Below are 14,557 nucleotides of genomic sequence, written 5' to 3'. Positions count from 1 at the left end.
GCCCTGCCGGTCCTCTGGCGCCTGCCGGAGACGGCACCGGCGCGGCCAGCATGGCCACCGCGGGCACTGGTCGCCAGGGCCTGTTCTGAGCCCGGACCGCGGGGGTGGCCGGCAGTCGCCGGCATAGCCGGCCTCTTGTCGGACACCGCTGTTACGTTGACGTGAGGATCTTGCTTCGACCTCTGGAGAGGGCGTATGTACGACGAACGGCTCGCCGAGTTCTCCCGCGAGCGGCTGGACGGCCGTCCGATACCCGACGATCTGCGCGTTCTGCTGGTGGCGCAGTGGGAAGGCCGCACCGACTTCACCCGCCTTCTCGACCTCGACTTCTTCGAGGTGGGAGAGGTCCACCCGCTCCTGGACACCAGCTATCTGAGCGACAAGGAACTCGCGGACCCGGAGCTGCAGGCCGTCAACGCCGCAGCCGCGGAAATGGCCAAGTACGTCAAGCTCGTGGCGAAGGGCGGAAAGGGGTGGATCGGCTACTGGCTGCACCCCGACGAGCCCGCGGACCGTGCCTGGCACCTCATAGAGCTGGACACCGAGTTCACCTTCTGGAGCCTGGTCGGCCTCACCCTGACCGATGGGGCCGGTGCGGAGCGGGCAAGCTACCAGGATGAGCCCGACGAACGAATCGCGTTCACACAACTGGCCGCCGAACTTGCCGGGTTCGGCCTACCGCTGAGCACCCAGGACTACGACGCGCTTGATGACACCGAGTACAGGGTGGACCCGGAGGGACTCATGGAGGAGCTGGTCGAAGCCGAGCGCGAGAAGCGCGGTCTTCGCTGAGCGGGGGACGCCGGCGCCCCGGGCAGTCGCATGCTCTTTGCGCCTTGCACCCGTGCAGGCGGAGGGCCGGTGTCCCGAGCCCGGCGGGTACCGTCAGCCGAGGGGATCGAACGGGCCCGGGGTCCCGCCCGTCCAGCGGTGCAGACGGATCTCGCCCTCCTGCTCGATGACGCCGTCCTCCTCCACGGTCCGGCCCTCCGCCACGTAGTAGCGTCCGTCGCCCAACGCGTCGAATCCGTAGCTGCCGTGGAACTCCCAGCCACGGATGCCGGTCGCGGCATCGCGCAGGCCTGCCTCGCGGAGGGTGAGGAGGTTTCCGGTCTCCGGCTTGGGCTGTCCCTCGATCTCGCCGCGTACCGGCTCGGCGGAGCCGTCGACGGTGAAGAAGGAGTAGTTGGGGAACCCCTCCTTCCTGCCCTTGTAGACCGCCATCATCCAGTTCCTGGTGTACGGGTCGTACTGGAGGTTCTGCACGCCGTAGGTGGTGTTGCCGGTGTGGACGAAGAACTTGCCGTCGTGGTGCCCGGGGCCGCTGTGGTGCGGGGCGTCCTGGGAGAGCGGTCGCGCGTACCTGCCCCAGGTGCTGATGTCGTACTGCAGGATCACCTGGTGGTCGTTGTCTGTCCGGCCGGTGTGGGAGTAGATGCCGTAGGCGACCTTCAGTGTCTGCTTGCCGCCCCGCTTGCCGAACTCGGGGCCGAACGAAACGCCGTCGATGCCACTGCACCCGTAGCGGTGGTCGGGGGTGTCGGCGGTGTCGCCGTCGAACACGCCGTTGCCGTCCATGTCGGCGGTGAAGTCCTCAGCCACCTCGTCGAGATGGACCGTGGTCATCACGCCGTCCCGCTCGGCGTTCATCCCCGTCCGGTCGATCTCGTGGGCGTCGAAGACGGCGATGTAGAACGATTCCGCCGCCTTGTACTCGAGCGATCCGTAGACCCTGCCGTCCCGTTCGTCGACGTCGATGTCGCCGAGGTGGCCGGTGAGGCCCTCGACGGTCCCGACGACCTTGCCGCCGAGATCGGTCTTGACCAGCATCTGGGTGAACGACCAGTAGACGAAGCCGCGTTTGCGGTCCACGGTGACGCCTTGCAGATGGCTGGTCGGCCAGGCACCGCCGTATACGTAGGAGGGCAGCTCGGGCAGTCGGCCGCCGAGGTCGCCCCCGGCGGCGATGCCGGGGGAAGGGGCAGCAAGGAGGAGGACCGGGACACTGATCCCGGCGACGAGAGCGGTTCGGAACGTCAGGAGCTTGCCGCGCACGCGATTTCCTTTCCACGAGATCAGGAGTTGTGCTCCACCGGAGCGTCCCGCCGCGTCCGAGGGGCGCGCACGAGGCGAGCGGGTGGTGCCCGAGCCGGGAGCACTCTTCGTGTATCGGTCAGGAACAGGTCCGCAGCACCTCCGGGTTCGCGCAGTGGGCCGGGGCGCGGCCGGCCAGGAACCGGGCGACCTCACCGGCCACGAGGGCGGACGCGTTATGGGCGGTCTGCTTGCTGGCGCCGGCCAGATGCGGGGTCATGACGACGTTGGGGGTACGCCGCAGCCGGGAGCCGGCCGGGAGCGGCTCCTCGGGGAAGACGTCGAAGGCGGCGCCGAAGAGCCGGCCCTCGTCGAGGGCGTCGCAGACGGCGTCGTAGTCGAGCAGGGAGCCGCGGGCGCAGTTGACGAGCACACCGCCGGGAGGCATGAGGCCGATCAGTTCGCGGGAGAGCAGCCCCTCGGTCTTCGGGGTGGCCCGGGCGTGCACGGTCACGAAGTTGGACCGGCGCATCAGTTCGGGCAGCTCCACCCGGTCCGCCGGGGCCGGGTCGGTCCGGCCGATGTACGGGTCGGCGACCAGGACACGGGCGCCGAATCCGTGGACGATGCGAGCCACCCGGGAGCCGATGGCGCCGTATCCCACGATGCCGACCGTGCTGCCCTCCAGTTCGGGGCCGACGCGGTCGTAGCGGTAGTAGTCGCCCCGCCAGATGCCCTCGGCGAGGTCCTGGTGGGTGGCGGGGACCCGGCGGGTGGCCGCCAGCATCAGGGCGACCGTGTGCTCGGCGGTGGCGGTGGCGTTGCGGCCGGGTGCGAAGGTGACCGTGACACCGTGCCGGGTGGCCGCCGCGAGATTGGCGTTGACCGGGCCGCCCCGGCCGACGCAGAACAGGCGGAGCCCGGGGCTCGCATCGAGGACCCGTTCCGTCAGCGGTGCCATCTGGGTGACGCAGATGTCCACACCGTCCAGGGCCTCGATGAGCTGGTCCTCGGTACCGGAGGCCTCGTGGACCTCGGCCACCGCGCCGAAGGGCTCGACCGGCCAGGGCAGGGTGAGTTCACGGAAGCCTGCCTCGGGTGCGACCGGCCGGAGGTGGTCGGTGAACAGGGAGTTGCGGACGAAGTGGTCGCCGGCCGCGAGGATGATGGTCACTCCGGTACTCCTGGGGTCACGTGCTGGTTCAGCGTCAGCAGCGAGGGTGTGCCGTCGCGGAGGATCAGTTCGTTCAACGCGCAGTTGGCCAGGTGGGGGAAGACACGGCGGTAGTCCCGCAGCGGCACACCGAGCAATCGGCAGAGGGTGAGCCGGATCGCGGTGGAGTGGGCCACGACGAGGACGCGTCCCTCCTGGTGACCGGCCCGCAGACCGGTGAGGAAGTCGGCATAGCGTTCGCCGGCGGCGACGGGATCCTCTCCCTCCGGGAAGTGGCTGCCGACCGGGTCGGCCTCGAAGGCCTTGAGCGTGCCGGGGAAGCGCTCCCGCATCTCGGCGCGGGTCATCCCCTCGGCGATGCCGAAATCGAGTTCGCGCAGACGTGGTTCGAGGATCAGGGGCAGGCCGGTGAGGGTCGCGCTCCCCTCCGCGGTCCGGCGGCAGCGCCGCATGGGGGAGGACCACACGGCCGTGAGATCCGCCCGCGCCGCCCAGGAAGCGAGCCGCGCGGCCTGGGCACGGCCGTGCTCGGAGAGATCGATGTCGGTGACCCCGGCGTAGCGGTTCTCGTCGTGCCAGACACTCTCACCGTGCCGGACGAGGAAGACATGGAGGCTCATTGGGCGGTCCTTTCTCGTGCGTGCGCCGAGACGGTCTCGGACAGCCAGCCACGCTGGACCAGCAGACCGAGCAGCCGGGCGTAGCCCTCGTCATGGGCGGATCTGTGCGAGAGCCGCGGCTCCAGGACCCGGTCGGGCCGCACCATCGCCGCGGCGGCACGGTCCAGACCCCCCGGATCCCCGCAGGCGGAGGCGGCGAGCACGGCCATGCCCAGCGCGGGCTGGGCATGGCGGGGCAGAGAAAGAGGCCGGCGCAGCACATCGGCGCGGAGCTGGTTCCACACCGGATTGCGGGTCGCGCCGCCGGTGAGGACGACGGCACCGTCTGTGGGGGCGCCGAGCAGGTCCACGTAGTCGAAGCAGAGGCGTTCGAGGTACGCGACGCCCTGCATCAGGGCGGCGAAGTCCTCGGCTCGGCCCGCCGGTTCCCGGCTGCTGAAAGCGATGGCGTCCGGGGCGACGAAGGGGAACCGCTCTCCGGGCGAGACCAGCGGATAGCGCAGCAGCCCGGTGGGCAGAAGGGGCGCCGCCTCGTCGGTCAGCCGGTCCAGGCCGGCGTCGGCGAACTCCCGTGCGACCAGGCCCGCACCGGTGCTGGAGGCACCGCCGGGCAGCCAGTGGCCGGACGGCGAGCGGTGGGAGTAGACGACGCCGTTCGGGTCGTGCAGCAGGTCCTCGGTGACCCCCTTGAGGACGAGCGTGGTGCCCAGGGCCGAGTTCCAGCTGCCGACCGCGGTCGCTCCGGAGCCCAGTTGGGCCGCACAGCCGTCGGTCATTCCGGCGACCACGGGAATGCCCGGGACGAGCCCGCACTCCGCCGCGGCACCGGCGCAGACCTCGCCGATCAAGGTGCCTGGCATCACCAGGCCGGGCAGGATCGCGGTGGGGATACCCAGCGCGGCGAAGACCTGTTCGGGCCAGGTCACCGCCGCGGCGTCGGCCCCGGACTTGAGGGCGTTGCTGGTGTCGGTGGGTACCTCGTGCCCGACGAGATTGCGGTTGATCACGTCGTTCTGGTGGGCAAGGCGCCAGCCGTCCGCCACCGCGTGCGGGTACCGGTCGAGCAGCCAGCGGAGCTTGGGAAGCCCCCAGGAACGCTGCATCCGCCGGTAGCCGGCCTTGGCCCACTGCTGTTCGCCGAGCGCGTTGACCTGCTCCGTCTCCACGGTGGCGCGGCCGTCGTCGTACATGAGGCCGGGGGCGACGCACCTGCCGTGCCGGTCGGTCAGAGTGAGGGTTCCGGAGGTCGCGTCGACGGCCACGGCCCTGATACGGCGCGGGTCGGCGCCCGCGGCGCAGGTCTGCCCGACGGCCGAGCAGACCGCACGCCACCACTGTCCTGGGTCCTGTTCATGGCGTTCGCCCCGGCGGTGACTGGTCAGCGGCGACGACCCCGTGCCGAGCAGCCGGCCGTCCGAGGTCACGGCGACCGCGCGGACTCCTTGCGTGCCCAGGTCGATGCCCAGCCACACGTCCGGGTCGGCGCCGGTCACGCGCCGGCTCCGTCGGCGAGGCCCGCGCCACCGCGGCCGAGGGCCCAGATCGGCCGGTGCAGCTCCCGCAGCCGCAGGAACTCCGCATAGCGGTCGCCGACGGCGCTGCCCTTGGCGGGGTCCGGCTCGCAGGTGGCGGAGATCCGCACGTGCCGTGCCGCCGCGGTGGCGAAGTCCGGCTCGCGGCCGGTCGCGACCATGCCGGTCAGCCAGGCGCCTCGGGCCCCGGTCTCCGTGTCGGCGGGGATCGCCACCGGCAGGCCGACGACGTCCGCGATCAGCCGCGTCCAGTACGCGCTCCGGGAACCGCCGCCGCTGAGGGTCAACAGTTCCGGGGTGGCCGCGGAGGCGGCGAGACAGTCCCGGATGGCCATGGTGACGCCCTCCACCACCGCGCGGGCAACGTCCTCCCGGCCGCTGTCCAGCGACAGACCGGACAGGGAACCCCGGGCTCCCGGGTCGAAGAACGGGGCGCGTTCCCCGGCCGAGGAGACATAGGGCAGGAACCGCACTCCGGCCGTGTTCTCGGCGCCGCGCTCGGCCAGGACCATCAGATCGGTGACGGAGTCGAGTCCGAGAAGCCGTGCGCCCCAGTGCAGCATGTCGCCGCCGCTCATGGTGGGGAAGGCGCGCAGATAGTGCCCGGGGACGCCCAGGGTGACGGTGATGCCCACCGGTTCGTCGGTGAGCGCGCAGCCCGCGGAGTCGGTGACGATCTCGGTGGACAGCGTGGTGCCGAGCACGGTGCAGGCCCGGCCGGTGCTGACCGCGCCGGAGCCGATGGCGGTGGCGCAGATGTCGTAGGGCGCCAGCACCACCGGGATGCCCGCGGGCAGCCCCGTCTCGGCGGTGGCGCTGGCGCTGAGCGCGGTCACACGGTGGTCGTCGTCCCGGAGCGGAGGCAGCAGGTCACGGGCCCACTCCACGCCGTACAGCTCGAACAGCCGCTCGGACCATGTGCGTTGGCCGATGTCCAGGAAGGGAGCCGACGCCTCGGACTCGTCCACGGCCGCTTCTCCGGTGAGCCTGAGGAAGAGCCATCCGCCACAGGTCAGCAGGTGCCGGGAACGGCGTGTCCGGTCCGGGTCGTGCTCCCGCATCCAGGCCAGTACGGCGTTCGGCATGCCGGTGGACAGCCGGGAGCCGCAGATCCTGAAGGCCTGCTCCAGGGTGCCGTCGCGCTCCCACATGGTGACCAGGTCGGCGGCCCGGCCGTCGTTCCACAGCACGGCGGGCCCGGTGGGGCGGCCCCGGTCGTCGACGAGCCACGCTCCGTCGCCCTGCCCGGTGACAGCGACGAGCTCGGGCGGCTCGGGCAGCGCGGCCACCACCTCGCGGGTGGCGGAGGCGACCGCCTCCCAGACGTGGCCCATGTCCTGCTCCGCCCAGCCCGCCCGGGGCCGCAGTACCCGGGTCGACCGGTGACTGACCGTCAACTCCGATCCGTCCGAGCCGTATCCGACCACCTTGACCGTGGTGGTGCCCGCGTCGATGGCCAGCGAAGTCATGCCCTCAGCCCCTTCCGTGTGCCTGCCGCGAGCGGCGGGCGGCGGAGTCCAGGGCGACGGCGACCAGCAGCACGCAACCCGTGATGATGAAGCGGTACGAGGAATCGAGATTGAGCAGGGTGAGCCCGCTCGAGATCGACTGGATGACGAGGACGCCGAGCAGGGCGGCGAAGGCGGAGCCACGGCCGCCGAAGAGGCTGGTCCCGCCGATCACCGCGGCGGCGATGGCATTGAGGTTCACGTCCGCGGTGCCGGTGCTCTGGTTCGCCGCCGCGAGCCGTGCGGCGGCCAGGACCCCACCGGTCGCGGCGAGCGTGGAACACATGACGAACGCAGCGGTGTACACGGCGCGTACGTCGATCCCGGCCCTGCGGGCCGCCTCGGCGTTGCCGCCCACCGCGTACAGGGACCGGCCGAACCTGGTGCGGGTGAGGACGTAGTGCAGGATCAGGACCAGGGCGACGAAGAGCACGAACATCCACGGCACACCGCGGGTGCGGTTCAGGTAGTACACCGCGAACAGCAGCGCCGCCGCCAGCACGAGGGACTGCACCGCCAGCCACCGCGGTGAGACGGACGACAGTCCGGCACGGCGGCGACTTCGGGCGCGGACCAGGCCGACAGCGAGGAAGCCGCCGGCCGCCAGGAGCATGAAGGCGTAGGCAAGCGCCTCGGGGACGAACCACACCTGGGCGAACTTCACCAGGGCGGAGTCGTACGGCAGGTTGATGGCGTTCTGGCGGCGCAGGAGCCAGAGTTGGGTGCCGAGGAACGCCAGCAGGCCGCCAAGGGTGACGACGAAGCTGGGCACTCCGAAGCGGTTGAGCACCTGCCCGTAGAGCCAGCCGATCAGCGCGCCGACGCCGGCCGCCACAAGGATCGCCAGCCACACCGACTGTTCATGACGGACCATCACCACGCCCGTGACAGCGGCGGCCACACCGCTCACGGAGCCGACCGACAGGTCGATCTGGCCGACCAGCAGGACGCACACGATGCCGAGCGCGATCACGCCCAGGGACACCATGTCGAAGGCCAGGTTCACCAGGTTGGTGCTGGACAGGAAGGTCCGGTTCAGCGACTGGAAGATCGTCCAGATCACCACGACACCGGCGACGACCGGCAGCATGCCCAGGTCGCCGTCCCGGGCCCGGCGGACCGTACCGCGGACGCTGTCGCGGAAGCCGTGCTGTGCCGCCGGTGGTTCGTCCTGCCGGCCGGTGGCCGCCGCCACCGGAGAACCGAGAGAGGTCACGGCTGTTCCTCCTCTTCCCGAGAGGTGGCCGCGCGGCGCGCGGCACGCTGTGAAACGGCGTTGTCGGCGGCGCCGGTGATCGCGGCGACGACCTCTTCGGAGGAGACCTCCCGGGCGTCGAACACACCGTTGTTGCGGCCGAGCCGGAGCACGGCCACCCGGTCGGCGACCGCCCGGACGTCCTCCATGTTGTGGCTGATCATGACGACGCCGAGCCCGTTGCTCTTCAGCCGCTCGATGAGGTTGAGCACCTCGGCCGTCTGCGCGACACCGAGTGCGGCCGTCGGTTCGTCGAGCAGGACGACCTCCGGCCGGCCGAGCAGAGCCCGGGCGATCGCCACCGTCTGCCGTTGGCCGCCCGACAGAGCGGCCACCGGGACGTCGAGCGTGGGAATCCTGGCCCGCAGCTCACGCAGCAGCTCCCAGGACCGCTTCTCCATGGCGACGTCGTCCAGCATCCAGGGCCGGAGCTCCTGGCCCAGGAAGAGGTTCGCCTTGACGTCGAGGTTCTCGCACAGCGCCAGGTCCTGGTAGACGGTCGCGATGCCCAGTGCGTGCGCGGCGCTCGGAGAGTCGAACGAGACCTCCCTGCCGTGGAAGAGCACCGTCCCGGCGTCGGGGGCGTACACCCCCGAAAGGACCTTCACGAGGGTGGATTTGCCCGCGCCGTTGTCCCCGACCACGGCGACCACCTCACCGGCCGTGACATCGAGGTCGATCCCGCTGAGCGCGGCGACGGCGCCGAACTGCTTGCTCACACCGCTCAGCGACAGCACGCCGGTCCCGTCGGTTCCAGGGGGCGTACCGGTGGACGTACCGGGGGCCGTTCCGGGGATCGCGGAGCTTGTCATGGGCACCCTCTCTCGCTCGGGCACAGGACGCCGCTACTCGATGCCCAGGCGCCGGCAGTCGTCGGCGTACACGCGGGTGCAGACGTCCTCGGCCTTGAGCACCCCATCGGGGCCGAAGACGACCTCCTTGAGGTTCTCCCGCGTCACCACCGTCGGTTCGAACAGCTGCGAAGGCGTGTCGAAGAGCGTCGAGTCCGCCTTGGGCGTCTCACCCTCCATCAGCTGGTGGGCGGCCTCCGCCGCCGCCTCCGCGACCGTCTTGATGGGCTTGGAGATCGTGTTGTACTGATCGCCCGAGACGACCCGCTGGACCGCCGCCAGCTCGGCGTCGTTGCCGGTGACCGGAGGGACTTTCACCTCGGCACCCTTGAAGGCCGCGATCGTCCCGCCCCCGGTGCCGTCGTTGGCGGCCACCACACCGGCGATCCGGCCGGGATACTGGGCGATCTGTCCGCTCACCCACTGCTGCGCCTTCTCCGGTGACCAGTCCGGGGTGTCGTACTCGGCGAGCAGATCGAACCCGCTGTCGTCGACAGCCTTGTGGATTCCCTTCTTGATCAGCCCGGCAGCGGCGTCGGTCGGAGAGCCGTTGACCTGTAGCAGTCCGCCCTTCGCTCCCGTCTTCTCGAGATAGCCGACCAGCGACCGGCCGATGGATTCGCCTATCGCCTCGTTGTCGAACGAGACATAGAAGTCCGCAGGCTTCTTGGTCACCGGGCGGTCGTAGGCGATCACCTTGACGCCCTGGGAATGTGCCATCTGCACAATGGTGGACGCCGAGTCGGAGTCGACCGGGTCCAGCACGATGACCTTGGCGCCCTGCGCCATCGCGGAGTTGGCCTGCTGCTGTTGCAGCGACGCGTCGCTGTCGGCGTTCTGGTAGATGACCTTGCATTCCTGGCAGAGCGCCCCCATGCGCTTCTTGAAGAGTGGGGCGTCGTACTGCTCGTACCGGGTGGAGGCGAGGTCAGGCATCAGGAACGCGACCTTGCCCACGCTGCTGCCGCCGCCGGAGCCGGTCGTGCCGGGTTCCTCCGCGCACGATACGAGCGCGCCCATGGCGAGGATCCCGGTGAGAGCAAGACGGGCCGGTCGTCTCATGTTCCACTCCTTGCTCTTGGACGCTGAAGGCAACGCTCAGGAAACTCAGATGTTTCATTTGTGTCAACGGACCGCAGTAATTGAACAATTGCCGTGCTGCTTCTCCAGCCGTCGATGTTCGCTCGGCGTGCGGGACCCGGGATGCGGGATGCGGAGTCCGGCCGACGGTCATCGTTACGAAGCGCGGCGACAGTGTCGGCAGCCGCACACGCGGCTCTCCGGAAGGAGTGACGAACGAGGCGGAGGGGGCAGGTCCGGGGATGTTCACTTCACAGAAAATGAACAGGAGCATTTATGGGAGCAGAGGACAGGCAGCCGGCCGACATGAGCGGCAGGAAACCCCGCGAACGGAGGGAGCGGATCAAAGGCCGCGTCGTGGACCGGGGTTTCGTCCGGATCGATCAGCTGGCCGACGAACTGGGTGTGACAGCCATGACCATCCGCCGGGACCTCGACTACCTCCAGGACCGGGGCTGGCTGAGAAAGGTCCGCGGGGGCGCGACCGCTCAGCCTTCGACCGCCTTCCACGGCGACGTCCGCCATCGTGCCCGCGCCATGACAGCGGAGAAGGACGCCATCGCCCGCGCCGCCCTGCCTCTGGTCAAGCCCGGGCAAGCGGTCGTCATCGACGACAGTACGACGGCTCTGGCGCTCACCCGTCTCCTGGACCGGCACGCCCCGTTGACCGTCATCACCAACTTCGGCCCCGTCACCCAGGCGCTGGCCGGAAGTCCGGGCATCGAGCTCATCTCCCTGGGCGGTACCTACTACCCCGCCTACGACGCCTTCCTCGGCCTGCGCACCGTGGACGCCGTGACCAGCCTCAGCGCCGACACGCTCTTCGCCTCCACGACCGCAATCACCCGTGGCCACTGCTACCACCAGTCGCAGGAGACGGTGGCGGTGAAGCGGGCTCTGATGGATGCCTGTGCGCGCAAGGTCCTTCTGGTCGACCACACGAAGTTCCGCCGCCGCGGCCTCTACCAGCTGGCCCCCGTGACCGCCTTCGACCTCGTCATCGTCGACTCCGGTATCCCGGCTTTCGACCTCGACGCACTCCAGGCCGACGGCGTCGAGGTCATCGTGGCCCGCCAGGAGCACCCGCGGCCGTAGCCATTACCCGGGACCGGCATCCGCACCGGCACCGGACCGCATATGGGGTTGAGGGCCACCGGCATCCCTGTTACAAACGAGGGCCGGCCACCACGTGACAGGGCGGCGGTGCATCTCATGGCAGGGGCCACGGCGGGCGACGGTACGGGCCGAGGCGGCTCAAGGCGGTGGCCGCTCTTGGCAGCGGTGGCGGTCGATTCAATGGGCACGGGCCTTTATCTGCCGCTGTCACTGCTGTACTTCCTGAGGGTTACCGATCTGGACCTGGCGGCGATCGGTGTGCTCACGAGTGTGAGCACCGCGCTGACCTCGCCCCTGCCGTTGGCTGTCGGACGACTGGTCGACCGGCTCGGTCCGCGGCTGGTGGTTGCCTGCGGTCAGGCGCTGCAAGGGTTCGGTTTCCTGCTCTACCTGGCGGTCTCCGGCGCGGGTTCGCTGGTGGCCGCAGTCCTGGTGACGACGGCAGGCCTTCGGGTCTACTGGTCCTCGGTCTTCACGCTCATCGCCGACCAGGCCGACGCCGAGGGGGCGGACGCAAAAGATCACTGGTTCGCCCGGACCGGGATGATCCGGGAGGCAGGCGCCGGTGCCGGGGCGCTGCTCGCGGGCACGGTGCTCGCCGTTGACTCCGCGCGCGTCTACGACGGGCTGATCCTCGCCTGCGCGCTGGCCTTCCTGGCTGCCGCGCTGGTCGTCGTCCTCGCGGTGCCCTCCATCCCGCACGCCCCGCCACCGACCGAGGGCCACTTCGGTCACCGGGCCCTGCTGCGGGACCGGCCCTACCTCGCGCTGATCGCGATATGCACGATCTTCGCCCTCTGCAGCTCGTTTCTGGCCCTGTCTCTGCCCGTCTACGTCGTCCAGGGCCTGTCCGGACCGGACTGGGCGCCCGGCCCCCTCCTGGCCCTGAACACCCTGCTGCTGGCCACCTGCACGGCCGCCGTCACCCGCTTCGTACGTCGTCGCTGGACGCGTGCCCGGGCCATGGCCTGGGCCGGCGGCCTGTGGACACTCTGGTGCGGTGCGTCCGCGGCGGCCGTCCTGCTGCCGCCCCGGGCGCTGGTGCCGTTCCTGGTGGCAGTGGTGGTGTGCTACACCGTCGCGGAGATGGTCTATGGACCCGCGTCGATCGCCCTGGCCGCGGACGCGGCGCCACCCGGGTCACGGGGCACCTACCTGGCCGCGTTCCAGTACTCGTTCGCCGCCGCGAACATCCTGGCGCCCTCGCTGTTCGGCCTGCTCTTCAGCCACAACCGCCTGCTGCCCTGGCTGGCCGTGGGCCTCCTCGCCGCGGTGGGCGCAGCGCTGATGCTGCGCCTGGAGCGCCGGCTGCCACAGGAACAGCGATCACCGCAGCGCGGAACCGGCACCCGGAACGAGGCGCCGGAAAACGCGATCTGAAGGACTGCTCGCTCAGGCCGCGACTGCGCCGGCCGGTATTCCGGCCGAGCGCCGCGGCGTCAACGCCCTGGGCCTCTGGCCGGCCGCCGTCGACGAAAGGCTGTGACCACCGAGGCAATGCCTAGATGTACGAGGCCATGACGTTGGTGACGGGTGGGTCGAGCGCCGCGGCGGGTGGCTTGCCGCCAGCAGCGCCGTGGGGCCGGTGGTAGTTGTAGTGCACGTTCCGGACGGCGACGGCATCCGACCATTGCTGGACCTGGCTCCGCTCGGGCTTTGTCGGAGTAACGGCCGTGGGCGCGCCACCCGCCGCCGTTCGGGAGCGGCGACGTGCGCAATCGGACGCGTCTTACAGCGATCGGTCAACCGGCGCGGCCTTCCACGGAGAGGGGTGCGTTGGCGTGGGTCATAGTTCGCCCACGAAGAAGCTGGTGCTGGCGACTGCGAGTAGCAGGTAGCCGCCCGGGAAGGCGATGTTGTGGAAGACACGTGCACGGACGTGAGCCAGGACCGCGCCGACGAAGAAGGCGATCAAGCCAACTCCTGCCGCCAGGCCCAGCCAGTGGAATCCGAGAAGTCCGGCGAGAAGGCCGGCAGCGCCCGCGAGCTTGAGGGTTGCCAGGTACGGCATTGCAGCTGGGGGGAGTCGAACCTCTGCGGAGTTCGCCAGCACGAACGATGCTCGCGCGTAGTCCGCGATCGCGATGAACGCGTTCGCGACGACGCACCCGACTGTGGCGATGATCAGTACGGAGCTCACGAGTTGTACGACCCCACGACGGTAAACGGTTCTGGTGGAACCGGTGCTCCCACGGCGCGGCCGATCAGGTCTCGCGGCTGAGCGGCTTGCGGCAGTCCCACCAACGGATTCTCTGCTGCCTCCTCCATATCGAGGGCCAGGATGAAGTCCGGCCTCGACTCACTGGAAGGCGCCGTGCAGACCGCGCCCTGGGGTGATGCCGCGTGGAGGGCGGCGAACACCCTCGCACGTTGCGACCGGACCTCGGCAGCTGTGCCGCTGTGGGTGCGGAACCGCACCAGCTGTAGGCTCATGACGTTGTCATCTCCTCGGGATGCGAACAGGAATGGGTTGAACCGACCGTCCTGACGTCCGCAAGCCCGGAAAGGTGACACCCATGCCGATCACGGTCGAAGAATTCGAGACCGCACGACCGCATCTGCTGTCGGTTGCCCACCGCATGCTCGGCTCGGCTCATGACGCCCAAGACGCCGTCCAGACGGCATGGTTGCGGGCCATGACTGCCCGATCCTCACCATCGATCGAGAACCCGTCAGCCTGGCTCACGACTGTCACCGCCAGGGTCTGCTTGGACGAGCTGCGTGCCCGACACCGTCGCAACGAAGCGCCACTGCTCGCGGACGCCATCCCGGCCGCGGAACTGGCCGCGGACGAAGCAATCCTCCGCGCGGAGGACGTCTCCCGGGCGCTCCTGGTCTTGTTGAACCAGTTGACCCCGCATCAACGGGTCGCGTACGTCCTGCATGACTTGTTCTCCATGCCGTTCGGCCAGATTGCACACGTGCTGGGCGGGACAGCGCCCAGTGCCAAGAAACACGCCAGCAGAGCCCGGCAACGCCTCGACAGCGCCCAGCATGCGCCAGAGCGGAACAGACGACCGGACCAGCAGATCGTCGAAGCCTTCATGACAGCAGCCCAAACCGGGGATACGCGCAGAATGATCCAGCTGCTCGCGCCCGACAGCGTCCGCGACGCCGACGCTGCGCTCCTGCCTCGCGGAGCCCGCACCGCCGTCATCGGTGCTGTCGAGATTGCCACCGAGACCGTGCACTTCCGCGATCGCATTCAGTCGGCTTGCAGACTCACTGTCAACAACAAATCTGTGTACCTCATCGCCCCGGGAGGACATCCCCTCGCCACGATCGAGATCAGCACAGCCAATCAGAAGGTCACGAGAATCGCGCTGCGATTGGCCCTAGCCGACGACCACTTCGCGGCCGCCCTACCGTTAACAACCTCCTGACCCG

13 protein-coding genes are annotated in these 14,557 nt (G+C 69.8%); 4 read left to right on the top strand and 9 right to left on the bottom strand.

Annotated elements, in window-relative coordinates; genetic code table 11:
- Positions 1-195: 195 nt before the first annotated feature.
- Entirely contained in the window at positions 196-792 is a 597-nt protein-coding gene (locus ACFWFI_RS08945) for a hypothetical protein (RefSeq protein WP_387387304.1), read from the top strand.
- Between the two features lie 93 nt (positions 793-885).
- On the opposite strand, the gene ACFWFI_RS08940 is transcribed toward ACFWFI_RS08945, so the two are convergent.
- The 8 genes from ACFWFI_RS08940 to ACFWFI_RS08905 all read right to left on the bottom strand — a co-directional run bounded on the left by ACFWFI_RS08940 (position 886) and on the right by ACFWFI_RS08905 (position 10,036).
- Positions 886-2,055, bottom strand: a complete 1,170-nt coding sequence (locus tag ACFWFI_RS08940; RefSeq protein ID WP_387387302.1) for a hypothetical protein — start codon at positions 2,053-2,055, stop codon at positions 886-888.
- Between the two features lie 118 nt (positions 2,056-2,173).
- Positions 2,174-3,208, bottom strand: coding sequence for a 2-hydroxyacid dehydrogenase (locus tag ACFWFI_RS08935; protein WP_387387300.1), 1,035 nt, complete (start codon positions 3,206-3,208; stop codon positions 2,174-2,176).
- Positions 3,205-3,828, bottom strand: coding sequence for a histidine phosphatase family protein (locus ACFWFI_RS08930; protein WP_387387298.1), 624 nt, complete (start codon positions 3,826-3,828; stop codon positions 3,205-3,207). Before ACFWFI_RS08930 ends, ACFWFI_RS08935 begins: the two co-directional genes overlap by 4 nt.
- Complete coding sequence (locus tag ACFWFI_RS08925; RefSeq protein WP_387387296.1) at positions 3,825-5,321, bottom strand: FGGY-family carbohydrate kinase; 1,497 nt, start codon at positions 5,319-5,321, stop codon at positions 3,825-3,827. The genes ACFWFI_RS08930 and ACFWFI_RS08925 overlap by 4 nt, the downstream gene beginning before the upstream one ends.
- Positions 5,318-6,829, bottom strand: coding sequence for an FGGY family carbohydrate kinase (locus ACFWFI_RS08920; RefSeq protein WP_387387294.1), 1,512 nt, complete (start codon positions 6,827-6,829; stop codon positions 5,318-5,320). Before ACFWFI_RS08920 ends, ACFWFI_RS08925 begins: the two co-directional genes overlap by 4 nt.
- 4 nt (positions 6,830-6,833) lie before the next feature.
- Positions 6,834-8,084 carry a sugar ABC transporter permease gene (locus tag ACFWFI_RS08915; protein ID WP_387387292.1) on the bottom strand — a complete coding sequence of 417 codons (1,251 nt, stop codon included), beginning with the start codon at positions 8,082-8,084 and terminating at the stop codon, positions 6,834-6,836.
- Entirely contained in the window at positions 8,081-8,935 is an 855-nt protein-coding gene (locus ACFWFI_RS08910; protein WP_387387290.1) for an ATP-binding cassette domain-containing protein, read from the bottom strand. Before ACFWFI_RS08910 ends, ACFWFI_RS08915 begins: the two co-directional genes overlap by 4 nt.
- Positions 8,936-8,968: 33 nt before the next feature.
- Positions 8,969-10,036 (bottom strand): ABC transporter substrate-binding protein, encoded by a 1,068-nt coding sequence (locus tag ACFWFI_RS08905; RefSeq protein WP_387387289.1) that lies wholly within the window; start codon positions 10,034-10,036, stop codon positions 8,969-8,971.
- Positions 10,037-10,360: 324 nt separating this feature from the next.
- Here ACFWFI_RS08905 and ACFWFI_RS08900 point away from each other — a divergent pair, with 324 nt between their 5' ends.
- Both ACFWFI_RS08900 and ACFWFI_RS08895 read left to right on the top strand, forming a co-directional pair.
- Entirely contained in the window at positions 10,361-11,149 is a 789-nt protein-coding gene (locus ACFWFI_RS08900; RefSeq protein WP_387387306.1) for a DeoR/GlpR family DNA-binding transcription regulator, read from the top strand.
- A 117-nt stretch (positions 11,150-11,266) separates the two neighbouring features.
- Positions 11,267-12,550: an MFS transporter gene (locus ACFWFI_RS08895; protein ID WP_387387288.1), complete on the top strand. Its 1,284-nt coding sequence runs from the start codon at positions 11,267-11,269 to the stop codon at positions 12,548-12,550.
- 406 nt (positions 12,551-12,956) lie between these two features.
- On the opposite strand, the gene ACFWFI_RS08890 is transcribed toward ACFWFI_RS08895, so the two are convergent.
- The gene (locus ACFWFI_RS08890; protein ID WP_387387286.1) at positions 12,957-13,310 is read right to left on the bottom strand and encodes a DoxX family protein; all 354 of its coding nucleotides are present in this window, start codon (positions 13,308-13,310) and stop codon (positions 12,957-12,959) included.
- A 376-nt stretch (positions 13,311-13,686) separates the two neighbouring features.
- On the opposite strand from ACFWFI_RS08890, the gene ACFWFI_RS08885 reads away from it, so the two are divergent.
- Positions 13,687-14,553 carry a sigma-70 family RNA polymerase sigma factor gene (locus ACFWFI_RS08885; protein ID WP_387387284.1) on the top strand — a complete coding sequence of 289 codons (867 nt, stop codon included), beginning with the start codon at positions 13,687-13,689 and terminating at the stop codon, positions 14,551-14,553.
- The last annotated feature ends 4 nt before the right edge of the window (positions 14,554-14,557 follow it).

It is taken from the genome of Streptomyces sp. NPDC060209 (assembly GCF_042728155.1).
In the GTDB taxonomy this organism is placed as follows: domain Bacteria; phylum Actinomycetota; class Actinomycetes; order Streptomycetales; family Streptomycetaceae; genus Streptomyces.
Note: the sequence above shows the minus strand (reverse complement) of the source record. Positions and strands in the feature narration are given on the sequence as shown.